The 12,131-nt window shown below is 68.0% G+C and carries 12 protein-coding genes; 8 read left to right on the top strand and 4 right to left on the bottom strand.

Annotation, left to right across the window (positions count from 1 at the left end; translation table 11 throughout):
- Positions 1 to 34 precede the first annotated feature (34 nt).
- The 6 genes from H0B43_RS06790 (at position 35) to H0B43_RS06765 (ending at position 6,128) form a co-directional block, all read left to right on the top strand.
- A complete protein-coding gene (locus tag H0B43_RS06790) occupies positions 35 to 997 on the top strand; it encodes a CoA ester lyase (protein ID WP_185728750.1) in 963 nt (320 codons plus the stop codon).
- A gap of 67 nt (positions 998 to 1,064) precedes the next feature.
- On the top strand, positions 1,065 to 1,556 hold the full coding sequence (locus tag H0B43_RS06785; protein WP_015889781.1) for a general stress protein: 492 nt from the start codon (positions 1,065 to 1,067) through the stop codon (positions 1,554 to 1,556).
- Positions 1,557 to 1,806: 250 nt separating this feature from the next.
- On the top strand, positions 1,807 to 3,171 hold the full coding sequence (locus H0B43_RS06780; RefSeq protein ID WP_185728751.1) for an ABC transporter substrate-binding protein: 1,365 nt from the start codon (positions 1,807 to 1,809) through the stop codon (positions 3,169 to 3,171).
- Positions 3,168 to 4,115 carry a sugar ABC transporter permease gene (locus H0B43_RS06775; protein WP_312033895.1) on the top strand — a complete coding sequence of 316 codons (948 nt, stop codon included), beginning with the start codon at positions 3,168 to 3,170 and terminating at the stop codon, positions 4,113 to 4,115. The genes H0B43_RS06780 and H0B43_RS06775 overlap by 4 nt, the downstream gene beginning before the upstream one ends.
- A gap of 2 nt (positions 4,116 to 4,117) precedes the next feature.
- Positions 4,118 to 4,954, top strand: a complete 837-nt coding sequence (locus H0B43_RS06770) for a carbohydrate ABC transporter permease (protein WP_185728752.1) — start codon at positions 4,118 to 4,120, stop codon at positions 4,952 to 4,954.
- Between the two features lie 4 nt (positions 4,955 to 4,958).
- The gene (locus H0B43_RS06765; RefSeq protein WP_185728753.1) at positions 4,959 to 6,128 is read left to right on the top strand and encodes an ABC transporter ATP-binding protein; all 1,170 of its coding nucleotides are present in this window, start codon (positions 4,959 to 4,961) and stop codon (positions 6,126 to 6,128) included.
- On the opposite strand, the gene H0B43_RS06760 is transcribed toward H0B43_RS06765, so the two are convergent.
- Positions 6,118 to 7,638, bottom strand: coding sequence for an MFS transporter (locus H0B43_RS06760; protein ID WP_185728754.1), 1,521 nt, complete (start codon positions 7,636 to 7,638; stop codon positions 6,118 to 6,120). The genes H0B43_RS06765 and H0B43_RS06760 overlap by 11 nt on opposite strands.
- 75 nt (positions 7,639 to 7,713) lie before the next feature.
- Here H0B43_RS06760 and H0B43_RS06755 point away from each other — a divergent pair, with 75 nt between their 5' ends.
- Positions 7,714 to 8,847: a winged helix DNA-binding domain-containing protein gene (locus tag H0B43_RS06755; protein WP_397517486.1), complete on the top strand. Its 1,134-nt coding sequence runs from the start codon at positions 7,714 to 7,716 to the stop codon at positions 8,845 to 8,847.
- On the opposite strand, the gene H0B43_RS06750 is transcribed toward H0B43_RS06755, so the two are convergent.
- Both H0B43_RS06750 and H0B43_RS06745 read right to left on the bottom strand, forming a co-directional pair.
- On the bottom strand, positions 8,817 to 9,674 hold the full coding sequence (locus H0B43_RS06750; RefSeq protein WP_185728756.1) for a chromosome partitioning protein ParB: 858 nt from the start codon (positions 9,672 to 9,674) through the stop codon (positions 8,817 to 8,819). The genes H0B43_RS06755 and H0B43_RS06750 overlap by 31 nt on opposite strands.
- Positions 9,664 to 10,359, bottom strand: coding sequence for a metallophosphoesterase (locus H0B43_RS06745; RefSeq protein ID WP_185728757.1), 696 nt, complete (start codon positions 10,357 to 10,359; stop codon positions 9,664 to 9,666). The genes H0B43_RS06750 and H0B43_RS06745 overlap by 11 nt, the downstream gene beginning before the upstream one ends.
- Before the next feature lie 65 nt (positions 10,360 to 10,424).
- On the opposite strand from H0B43_RS06745, the gene H0B43_RS06740 reads away from it, so the two are divergent.
- Positions 10,425 to 11,012 carry a suppressor of fused domain protein gene (locus tag H0B43_RS06740; RefSeq protein WP_185728758.1) on the top strand — a complete coding sequence of 196 codons (588 nt, stop codon included), beginning with the start codon at positions 10,425 to 10,427 and terminating at the stop codon, positions 11,010 to 11,012.
- Here the strand turns inward: H0B43_RS06740 and corA are convergent.
- Complete coding sequence (gene corA, locus H0B43_RS06735) at positions 11,009 to 12,097, bottom strand: magnesium/cobalt transporter CorA (RefSeq protein WP_185728759.1); 1,089 nt, start codon at positions 12,095 to 12,097, stop codon at positions 11,009 to 11,011. The genes H0B43_RS06740 and corA overlap by 4 nt on opposite strands.
- Positions 12,098 to 12,131: the final 34 nt, after the last annotated feature.

The raw sequence follows: 12,131 nt of genomic DNA, 5'->3' as shown, positions 1-12,131 counted from the left end.
AATCGAACACTGCGAAAGTGGAGGACCGTCCGTCATGAGTTCCGTCTACAGGCCACGGCGATCGGTGCTCGCCGTTCCGGGCAGCAGCCGCAAGATGATCGACAAGGCGAAGGGGCTGCCCGCGGACGAGATCTTCCTCGATCTCGAGGACGCGGTGGCGCCGCTCGCCAAACAGGAGGCGCGGGGGACCATCGCCGAGGCCCTGGCCGAGGACGGGTGGGGAGACCAGATCAAGGTGGTGCGGGTCAACGACTGGACCACCGAGTGGACGTACGCCGACGTCGCCGAGGTCGTGGGGCGTGCCGGCGCCCACCTCGACGCGATTCTGTTGCCGAAAGTGCCGGACGCCAGCCACGTTCAGGCACTCGACCTGTTGCTCACGCAGGTGGAGAAGGCCAACGGGCTCGAGGTCGGGCGGATCGGCATCGAACCGCAGATCGAGAATGCGATCGGGCTCACCAACATCGACGCGATCGCGACGGCCAGCCCGCGCGTGCAGACGCTGGTGTTCGGTCCCGCCGACTTCATGGCGAGCATCAACATGCGCACCCTCGTCGTCGGGGAGCAGCCGGACGGCTACGACCGCGGGGACGCATATCACCACATTCTGATGACCATTCTCATGGCCGCCCGCGCGCACGGGCTCCAGGCCATCGACGGCCCCTACCTCCAGATCCGTGATGTGGAGGCCTTCCGGCGGTCGGCGCAGCGCACGGCCGCGCTCGGCTTCGACGGCAAGTGGGTTCTGCATCCCACCCAGATCGAGGCGGCCAACGACGTGTTCAGTCCCCGCCAGGACGATTACGACCGGGCCGAACTGATCCTCGACGCCTACGAGTTCCACACATCCGCGGCGGGCGGGGGGCGCGGCGCCGTGATGCTCGGCGACGAGATGATCGACGAGGCGAGCCGCAAGATGGCGCTGGTGATCTCCGCCAAGGGGCGCGCGGCGGGCATGAAACGGACCACCGAGTTCGCGCGACCTGACGGGGGATAGCTGCAGCAGGCAGAATGGTTGTCACAGGACCGATCCTGAGAGAACCACACGAGGAGACCAGCTGACGATGACGAATCCACTCGGACAGTCCAACGGGGCGCGGCGTGGGGCTCTGCCGGAACCCCCCACGGGCTGGCCCATCGGTTCGTACCCCACGTACGCGGAGGCGCAGCGCGCCGTCGATTACCTCTCCGATCAGGAATTCTCGGTGGAGGACGTCACCATCGTGGGTGTCAACCTCATGCAGGTCGAGCGGGTGCTGGGCCGCCTCACCTGGGCGAAAGTCATTGGCGGAGGCATTGTTTCGGGCGCATGGCTCGGTGTGTTCTTCGGTCTGCTGCTGGGCATCGTCACCGGTGGTTTCCTGGCACCGCTCGTGGTCGGCATCGTCGGCGGCATCATCTTCGGGCTGATCTCCACGACCATCCCGTACGCGGCGACGCGGGGTACCCGGGACTTCGCGTCCACGATGCAACTGGTGGCCGGCCGGTACGACGTGCTGTGCGAGCCGAAGTCGGCGGAGACCGCCCGGGACATGCTGGCCAAACTGGCGCTCTGAGCGGCGCGCCCGCGGCGGCCTGCGGGTCGCGGTCTGATCACGGATTGCGTCCTATTCGCGACGTTCGCGGCGATTTCACCCAGTTCGCCGACGATGTCGGATAGGTTTACGGCGCAATGCGAGGGCCGCTGCTCTCGCCGAAACCGTGACCTGTCGGTGGAGTGCGCGTTCCGGCAGGAACCAATGCGCGGGCCCGCGTGCCCAGCCGTACCGCGACTGGATCCGTGAGGGGCCGCTCGAGGAGGCGGCTGTGCTGCATCGCACCAAGCCCGGACGCTCGCTGAAGTGGGGACTGATCGGTGCGGCCACGGTCCTCACCGTTCCCCTGCTGGCCGCGTGCGGGTCGTCCGAGGACGGCGTCGTCCTCAGTTTCTACACCGCGGCCGACGGCGCCGAACAGTACGCGGAGGCCGCGGCCAACTGCACGGCCGCGGCCGGGGGCCGGTACACCGTGGAGCAGCGCACGTTGCCGAAGGGTGCGGACGATCAACGCCTCCAGCTGGCCCGTCGTCTCACCGGAAACGACTCCTCGCTCGACATCATGACGCTCGACGTCGTGTGGACCGCCGAGTTCGCCGAGGCGGGCTGGGCGTTGCCGCTCCCACCCGACGTCGCGGCGAAGGTCGGCGAGGGCACGCTGGAAGGCCCACTCGAATCGGCCAAGTGGCAGGACCAGCTGTACGCCGCGCCGCTGAACACCAACACCCAGTTGCTCTGGTACCGCAAGGACCTGATGCCGGACGGGCAGCCGCCGCAGACGTGGGATCAGATGATCGACATCGCGGAGGGCCTGGCCGGGGAGGGGCGGCCCAGCTGGATCGGGGTGCAGGGCAAGCAGTACGAGGGCCTGATGGTGTGGTTCAACACGCTGCTCGCGAGCGCGGGCGGATCCGTCGTCGCCGACGACGGGACCACCGTGACCGTCGCGGACGGCGATGCGGCCCTGACGGCGCTCGAGGTCATGAAGCGGGTCGCCACCGCGAAGGGTGCCGACCCGTCGGTTTCCCAGGGCGACGAGGCGTCGTCCCGGCTCGGTATGGAGAGCGGAAAGTCTGCGTTCGAGGTCAATTGGCCGTTCGTGCTGCCGGGCATGATCGAGAATGCCGAGAAGGGCGACCTCCCGTTCATCGACGACAAGGGCAACCCGACGTCGGAGAACACGGGCAACACGGTGCTCACCGTCGACGGTCAGCAGAACTTCCTGCCCGCGCCGTACCCGTCGGTGATACCCGGCCGGCCTGCCGAGGTGACGATCGGCGGCTTCAACGTGGCGGTCGCGAAGACGAGCCGGCATCCCGATCTGGCGTTCGAAGCGGTGCAGTGCCTGCGAAACGAGGAGAACCAGCGCAACAACGCCGTCAACGGTGGTGTGCCGCCCACGTTGGCGAGCCTGTACGACGACCCGGCGTTCCAGGAGGCGTACCCCGCGTGGCGTGAGGTGCGGGACGGCCTCGACACCGCCTCCGTGCGGCCGGTGTCTCCGGCATACCAGAGCATTTCGACCCTGATCACCGCCACGTTGAATCCGGTCGGTGACATCGATCCGCCGCGCACCGTCGACGAACTCGCCGAACAGGTCCGCAAGGCGGTCAACTCGGAAGGGCTGATCCCGTGACGACCGAAACCGTGCAGGCGGACCGCGCCGAGGAGCCGAAAGTCGCGTCGAAGAGCCAGCTTTCGGAGGGCAAGAAGGCCGAGCGCCGCCTGGGACTGTGGCTGGTGGCCCCGGCCGCGATCCTCATGATCGCGGTGACGGCCTATCCCGTCGTGTACGCGGTGTGGCTGAGTCTGCAGCGCTACGACCTCCGGTTCCCCGACGAACGCAAGTTCGTCGGCCTCGCCAACTACGTGTCGGTGCTGACGGACGGGTACTGGTGGCAGGCGTTCGCGGTGACGGTGAGCATCACCGTCGTCTCGGTGGTGATCGAGTTCGTCCTGGGCCTGATCCTGGCGCTCGTGATGCACCGGACGCTGGTCGGGAAGGGGCTGGTGCGGACGGTGGTGCTCATCCCCTACGGCATCGTCACGGTCGCGGCCGCGTACAGCTGGTACTACGCGTGGACGCCGGGAACCGGCTATCTCGCGAACCTGCTGCCCGACGGCAGCGCACCGCTGACCCAGCAGATTCCGTCGCTCGCGATCATCGTGCTCGCCGAGGTGTGGAAGACCACCCCGTTCATGGCGCTGCTGCTGCTCGCCGGGCTGGCCCTCGTTCCCGACGACCTCCTCAAGGCCGCACAGGTGGACGGCGCCGGGGCGTGGACACGGCTGGTGCGGATCATCCTGCCGTTGATGAAACCCGCGATCCTGGTGGCGTTGCTCTTCCGCACGCTCGACGCGTTCCGCATCTTCGACAACATCTACGTCCTCACCAAGGGCGCCAACGACACCGGTTCGCTGTCGATCCTCGGTTACGACAACCTGTTCAAGGCGTTCAACCTCGGTATCGGGTCGGCGATCAGCGTCCTCATCTTCCTGTGCGTCGCACTCCTCGCGTTCGTGTTCATCAAGCTCTTCGGCGCGTCGGCTCCCGGGTCCGACACGGAAGGAAACCGATAACCATGGCCGTCGTCGACACCCCTCGCCGTAAGATCAGCTGGTCCGTGGTCAACCTGCTGGTCCTGCTCTACGCGCTGATCCCGGTGTTGTGGATCGCCAGCCTGTCGTTCAAACCCGCGGGAACGATCAAGGACGGCAAGTTCATTCCACAGAAGTGGACACTCGACAACTACCGCGGAATCTTCCAGACCAACGCGTTCACCAGTGCGCTGATCAACTCCATCGGCATCGGCCTCATCTCCACGGTAATTGCCGTCGTCATCGGCACCATGGCCGCCTACGCCATTGCCCGGCTGGACTTTCCGGGCAAGAAGCTGCTGGTCGGGGTGGCGCTGCTGATCGCGATGTTCCCCCAGATCTCCCTGGTGAGCCCCTTGTTCGACATCGAACGTAGGCTCGGGCTCTTCGACACCTGGGCGGGCCTGATCCTGCCGTACATCACGTTCGCGCTCCCGCTCGCCATCTACACGCTGTCCGCCTTCTTCAAGGAGATCCCCTGGGAACTGGAGAAGGCGGCCAAGATGGACGGCGCCACACCGGCGCAGGCGTTCCGGAAGGTCGTGGCACCGCTGGCGGCGCCGGGCATCGTCACCGCCGCGATCCTGGTCTTCATCTTCTGCTGGAACGATCTGCTGTTCGCGATCTCGCTGACGTCGACGGAACGCTCCATCACCGCGCCGGCGGCGATCGCGAACTTCACCGGCGCCTCCCAGTTCGAGGAGCCGACGGGGTCGATCGCCGCGGCCGCGATGGTGATCACGATCCCGATCATCGTCTTCGTGCTGTTCTTCCAACGACGCATCGTGGCCGGCCTGACCTCCGGCGCAGTGAAGGGATAATCTTGTGGCCGAAATCGTGCTCGACAAGGTGACGAAGCTGTACCCGGACGGCGCCAAGGCGGTGAGCGACGTCGACATCACGATCGCCGACGGCGAGTTCATCATCCTGGTCGGACCGTCCGGTTGCGGAAAGTCGACCACTCTCAACATGATCGCCGGGCTGGAGGATATCTCGTCCGGGGAACTGCGGATCGCGGGGGAGCGGGTCAACGAGAAGGCGCCGAAGGACCGCGACATCGCGATGGTGTTCCAGTCGTATGCCCTGTACCCGCACATGACGGTGCGGCAGAACATCGCGTTCCCGCTGACCTTGGCGAAGATGTCGAAGTCGGACATCGCGGCGAAGGTCGACGACGCCGCGAAGATCCTCGATCTCACTCAGCACCTCGACCGCAAACCGGCCAACCTCTCGGGCGGGCAGCGGCAGCGGGTCGCGATGGGCCGGGCGATCGTCCGCAGCCCCAAGGCGTTCCTGATGGACGAGCCGCTGTCGAATCTCGACGCCAAGCTCCGCGTCCAGATGCGCACCGAGATCGCCCGGTTGCAACAACGACTCGGCACCACCACGGTGTACGTCACACACGACCAGACGGAGGCGATGACCCTCGGCGACCGGGTGGTGGTGCTGCGCGGCGGGGTGGTGCAGCAGATCGGCGCGCCGCAGGAACTGTACGACCACCCGAACAACCTGTTCGTCGCGGGATTCATCGGTTCACCGTCGATGAACTTCTTCCCGGGACAGCTGACGGCCGACGGGGTGTCGACCCCGCTCGGCGAGTTCACGCTGCCCGCGGAGACGCTCGGCCGGATCGGGGCGTCGAATTCGGCGAAGGACGTTGTGGTCGGTATCCGCCCCGAGCATTTCGAGGACGTGGCGCTCGTCGACGCGGCGCAGCGAGACGCTGGTGCCAGGTTCACGGCCAACATCGAGGTGCTCGAGTCGATGGGGTCGGACAAGTACGCCTACTTCACGGCCGAAGGCCCGCAGGTGAACTCCCGGGAACTCGAGGAACTCGCCGCCGATTCGGGTACCGCGGTCGCGGGCGGCGGGCAACTGGTGGCCCGGTTGTCGGCGGAATCGTCCGCGGTGCACGGCAGTCCGCTGGAACTGTGGTTCGACCGCTCGAAGATTGCCGTGTTCGATCAGAACTCGGGGGCGAACCTCACCCGGTGACGGGAGTGTGGCGCTCACCAGTGCGGCTCGTGTTCGCGCCGCCGAGACCCCCGACGGTGCCCCACTCGGCGGCCAGGGCGGTGGCGTGGACCTCGTTCTCCTCGTCGTCTGACGGGGTCCGGGTGGTGCGGGTGATCCCGAAGAACGGCAGCAGCCCGGCGAGCGCGGCCGCGGTCGCGCCCACGACGAACGCGATCACGTAGGCCGATTCGGTCGGGACACCGGTCCCGGGAATGGTGATGCCGGCGAGCAGGGTCGCGAGCAGGGCGCTGGCGAACGAGCTGCCCACGGACCGGGCGATCGAGTTGATGCTGTTCGCGACGCCGGTCTCGTCCTGCCGGACCTCGGCCACCAGCAGCGACGGCAGGGATGCGTACGCGAGGCTGATGTACGTGTTGATCAGGAGGATGGCCGCGACCACTTCCCACGTGCGGTCGTGGGCGAGGATGAACACGAGGAACCCGCTGACGCCGACGACGCTCGCCGCGATCAGGACGGCGCGGGGGCCGAAGCGGTGGATCAGCTTTCCGCTCAGGATCGAGGCGATGACGCCACTGATCGCGCCCGGCAGCAGGTACACGGTGCTCGCCTCGAGCACGGTGGCGCCGAAGCCGTACCCGGCGATCGCACTCGGGGTCTGGACGAAGTAGGAGCTGCCCAGGAACATCACGAACATCGACATGCCGACCACGAGCGCGGACAGATGGGTGACGAGGACCGGTGGGTCGGTGAGCAGCCGGGGTGCGACGAGCGGATCGGTGATCCGGCGTTCGTAGAGGAACCAGCCCGCGAGGACGAGGATGCCCGCCACTCCGCTGGCGATGGTGACGGGGGACGCCCAGCCCCACGTGCCGCCCTCGGCGAGCGGCAGCAGGACGAGGACCAGGCCGGCGGCGAGAGCGGCCGCACCGATCCAGTCGATGGAACCCGCACCGCCGCGCGGCCGGCGGGGGATGGCGATCCAGGCGAGGACGAGTCCGGCGGCGGTGATGGCCGACGAGAGCCAGAAGACGCGGTGGAAGTCGGCGCCGTCGGAGACCAGGACCCCGGTGAGGACGATGCCGAAGCATCCGCCGAAACCGAGTGTGCCGGAGAAGATCCCCATGGCGCCGGTCAGCTTGTCCGCGGGAAGTTCGTCGCGCAGGACCGCGATACCGATGGGGAACAGCGCGAACGACACGCCCTGGAGCACGCGGGCGAAGATCAGCACCCCCACGGACGTCGACACCGCACCGATCAGGGAGCCGAGCAGCACGACCACGAGCACGCCGAGCAGGACGGGCCGTTTGCCGCGGAGGTCGGCGAGGCGGCCGAGGACCGGTGTTGCGGTGGCGGCGGCGAGGAGATTGGCAGTGAGGAGCCAGCCGACGGCCGTCGGACCGACGTCGAGTTGCGCGCCGATGGTTCCGACGATCGGTACCACCAGCGTCTGCAGAACGGCGACAATCATCACGACGAAGCACATGACGGGCAGGAGAGCCCGGGCTGCGGTGGTCGATCCGGCGGCCATGGGGTCCTCCTGTGGTGATGGGTGCATGGGCGTAGGTAAACACGGTACTGGGGCTAACTAACGAGGGGGTTCACGGTGGGGTCCGAACGGATGTCGAATCGAGCGCTGGGCCGGGCGACACTGGCCCGGCAATCACTGCTGAGCCGTTCGGACCTGTCCGCGCTCGACATGATCGAGCACCTCTGCGGTCTGCAGGCGCAGGCGCCCGCACCGCCGTACTTCGCGCTGTGGGCGCGGTTGACGCGGTTCCGTGCGGAGTCGCTGTCGGACCTCATCGAGAATCGCGCGGTGGTGCGCATCGTCGCGATGCGAGGGACGGTCTTCGCGCTGTCCGCGGCGGACGCCCTCTCCTTCCGTCCCCTGACGCAACCGCTGCTCGACCGGGACCTCCACACCAACCCGCAGCACCGCGCGGGTTTGCACGGCGTCGACCTCGACGCCCTCGCGGCCGCCGGACGCGAACTGGTGCGCGACGAACCCCGCACCCAGTTGCAGTTGCGGCCACTGCTCGAGCAGCGGTTCCCCGGCAACGACGGGGCAGCGCTCGCCCACGGGGTGCGGGGACTGGTCCCGATGGTCCAGGTTCCGCCGCGCGGCCTCTGGGGCAGATCGGGGCAACCGGCACTGTCGACGCTGGAGTCGTGGGTGGGCCGCCCACTGGCCGCCGCGCCGTCGATCGACACGATGCTGCTGCGCTACCTCGCCGCATTCGGTCCCGCGAGCGCCCGGGACGCCCAGGCGTGGTCGGGGCTCACCCGGCTCGGCGAGGTCCTGGACCGGTTGCGGCCCGGACTCCGGGTGTTCGCGGGAGAGTCGGGGCGGGAGCTCTTCGACCTCCCGGACGCGCCGCGACCCGATCCGGGGACCCCGGCGCCGGTCCGCATCCTCGCGCCGTTCGACAACGTGCTGCTTTCGCACGCCGACCGCGGTCGACTCCTCGACGACGAGCTGCGCAGGAAGATCTTCACGCAGAACGGCATCATCAAACCGGCGGTCCTCGTGAACGGCAGGGTCGCGGCATTCACCACCACCGTGGTCGAGAAGGCCCGGGCCACACTGGAAGTGGAGCCCTTGGTGACCGTCGCCAAGACGCACCGCACCGCGATCGAGGCAGAGGGCCGGCGACTGCTCGAGTTCGCGCATCCCGGCGCGGAGGAGCGCGTCGTGCGATTCACGGATCAGGGCCGGTGCCTGCGGGGGGCGCGCTGACGGAGCTCGGCAATGATCTCGTCGTTCCAGACATGCCTGCGGACGAGGCGGTACCGCTCCCGTGCCACCCACAGGTAGGCCTCGGCGTCGGTGTGGTCGGGCAGCATCTCCGCTGCTCGCAGCATCCGGACCACCGGCAGGAACTCCTCACCGAACCAGCGCCGCGCCACGGTCTCACGGCCGAGGAATTCACCGACCTCCTGCATGAGCCGGAATCCCCAGGCCTCGACGCTCTGGCCGATCTCCGCGTACTCCCACGGATCGGTGACGACGACGGCTGCCCGCTGGGGGCCGCTCAACGGCACCCGGGTGAGGAACAGGCGGCGGTGGTCCTTGATGACCAGGTCGCCGCGCTGCGCGATCCCGTCGGGTGAGATCTTGGTCTGGATCTCGGTGACGTAGGCGTCGATCGTGTTCCAGTGCATCGCGTACGCGATCGAGACGCGATGGTGGCCGTCGCTGACGAAGTGCATCGACCCGATCCGGTACACCTGGATCGGCGGCACCGATTCGCCCCGGCGTTGTGCAGCGGCGAGCCGTTGCCAGCGTTCCCGCACGCGGGTGGAGGTGGGCCGGAAGAACCGGTCGAAATCGCGGGTGCGGTCGACGCTGCCGACGATGGAGTTGACCGGGATCACCTGCAGTCCGAGCGACCGCTCGCCGACCCGGCCGACCGCCGCGACCACCTCGTCGAACGGCAGGATCTCGTTGACGTCGTCGGGTTCCCGGCGCAGCCAGTTGACCAGCCGCGACAGTTCGGCGCGACGACGCTGGCGGGTGAAGTCGTTCTCCGCGTCGGCGGCGGGGAACCCGGTGTCACGTGCCATGCCGGCGCCTCACGATCGTGGGATCGGCCCCCGGGGCCAGTTCCATCAGGGTGAAACCGACGGTGTTGATCACCGTCGTCGCGCCGAGCGTGCGGTCCTCGGCAGCTCGGCCGTACGGGTGGACGTGCCCGTGGATCATGACGCGCGCCTGCAACCTGCCCGCCAGGTTCTCGAAGCATTCGAAGCCTCGGTGCGGCGGATCCTCCTGGTCTCCGACACCCCGCGGAGGGCTGTGCGTGAGGAGCACGTCGACGCCGGACACACCAGAGCGGCGCGCGTGCCACGCACTTGTCAGCGCCAGGTTGCGGGCTCGTCGGCGCTGTTGCCGTTCGGTCCATTGATTGGGGCCGTCGTTGTAGCGGATCGACCCGCCCAGACCGGCGATGCGCAGTCCCGCAATCCGCACGATCCGGCCGTCCGCGTTGACCGCGCCACACGGCCCCGGCCACGCCGAGGGCAGGCCCGCCCGCATCCACCCGACGCGCCCAGCGGAGTAGCCGGACAGGTCGGCGTCGTGGTTGCCCGGCACGAACACACACGGAGCGTCGAGTGCGTCGATCAGGTATTCCAGGTAGTCGAACGGGAGATCGCCCGCGCCGAGAATCAGATCGACATCCATGGCACGCACCTGCGAACTCCACAGCGACTCGATCGTCTCGTCGGACACTGCGAGTACCGAGACCATGCTCCGACGCTACCGGCTCGAGAGGCCGGAGGACGGGTGAGCGGGTTCGGTGGTTTGATGACGGAGTGACTGACAGCGTTGTGGCCTCTGTTCGCGCGCACCTGCGGGAGCAGTTCGGGGGCCCGGAGCCGACCGCGGCGTCGGTGACGTTCCTGGGTGTCGAGCCCCTCGATGTCCTGCGATTCGCTCCCGACGACGAAGAACTCGTTCGGTACGCGACCCTGGGTTGTTCCCGGCACCCGATGGGCGACCCCGGTGAGTTGGTTGCCGACCCACTGCGCGGACCGCGTGCCGAACTGATCCTCACGCTGCGCGGCGGCACCGGGGTGGCGTCCGGGGTCGCACGCACCCTCGCGGTGCTCGCGGCCGCGCCGTCCGTCGAAGGTGTGGTGCTCGTCGAGGACGCCCTGCTCGACCTGGGGGAACCGCTGTGGAAGGACGCACCGTTCACCGCCGTGCTGCTCGGCGCGTCGACCGTCCCCGACCTCCCGCTGCCCGAACCGGCGGAGGCCGTTCAGTTCCTCGCGGTCGTACCGATCACCGGCACCGAGGCGGCGTGGGTGCGACTGCGCGGCGCCGGGGCGCTCCGCGACGCCTGGGCGGAAGCGGGTATCGACGTCCGCGATCCGAACCGCGGCGCCGCCACGCTCTAGAGCCAGTGGTTGCGTCGGAACGTGACGAACAGGCCCACCGTGATCGCTGCGATCACGACCAGAACGCTGTGATAGCCCAGTTGCCAATGTAGTTCGGGCATGTTGTCGAAATTCATGCCGTAGATGCCCGCGATCATCGTCGGCACGGCCGCGATCGCGACCCAGGCCGAAATCTTGCGCATGTCGGTGTTCTGCTGCACTGCGATCTTGGCGAGGGCGGCGTCGACGAGCGAGCTCAGGACCTCGTCGTATTCGGCGATCCGCTCGGCCACGGTCGTGTGGTGGTCGAGCACGTCGCGGAAATAGCGGCGGATCTCCTTCGGCACCGGATTGCCCGGCGACTGCGTCAATCTCAGCAACGGATTGGCCAGCGGGTTCACCGACCTCCGGAGTTCGACGATCTCGCGCTTGAGGAGGTAGATGTGCTCGACGGCGACGCTGCTGCGCGGGCTGAACACCGCCTCCTCCATGCTGTCCACGTCTTCCTCGATGGCCTGGGTGACCTCGAGGTAGGTGTCCACCACGTGGTCGGCGACCGCATGCAGCACCGCGTACGGGCCCAGGGCCAGTCGCTCCTGGTTCTGTTCGAGCGCACGACGGACGTTCGCGAGCGGGGAATGGTCACCGTGGCGCACGGTGATGACGTAGTCGGCGCCCACGAACACCATGACCTCGCCGGTCTCGACGATCTCGCTGGCGGTGGCCACCGACTCGTGGGGAACGTAGTTGACCGTCCGCAGGACCAGGAACACCACGTCGTCGTAGCGTTCGAGCTTGGGGCGCTGATGAGCGTGGACGGCGTCCTCGACCATCAACTCGTGCAGGCCGAACGTCTCGGCCACGCTCTCCATCTGTCCCTCGTCGGGGGCGAGCAGTCCGACCCACACGAACCCCTCACCGCGCCGGCGGACCTCGGCGAGCGCGGCCTGGTGCGTGAACTTGCCGGGAAGTCGTGTGCCGTCGACGTAGACGCCGCAGTCCACGATGGCGCGGGCGGTGGGGATCCGGATCTTGGGGCCGGCGTCCTTGCTGCCGCGCTGGTCCTTGTCGCTGCCACGCTTGGGGAGTGAGGGCACAGACGGCACCGGGGCCCTCCCTTCACCATCGAGTCGGAAACGC

The sequence above is a fragment of the Rhodococcus sp. 4CII genome, from assembly GCF_014256275.1.
Taxonomy (GTDB): domain Bacteria; phylum Actinomycetota; class Actinomycetes; order Mycobacteriales; family Mycobacteriaceae; genus Rhodococcus_F; species Rhodococcus_F wratislaviensis_A.
Note: the sequence above shows the minus strand (reverse complement) of the source record. Positions and strands in the feature narration are given on the sequence as shown.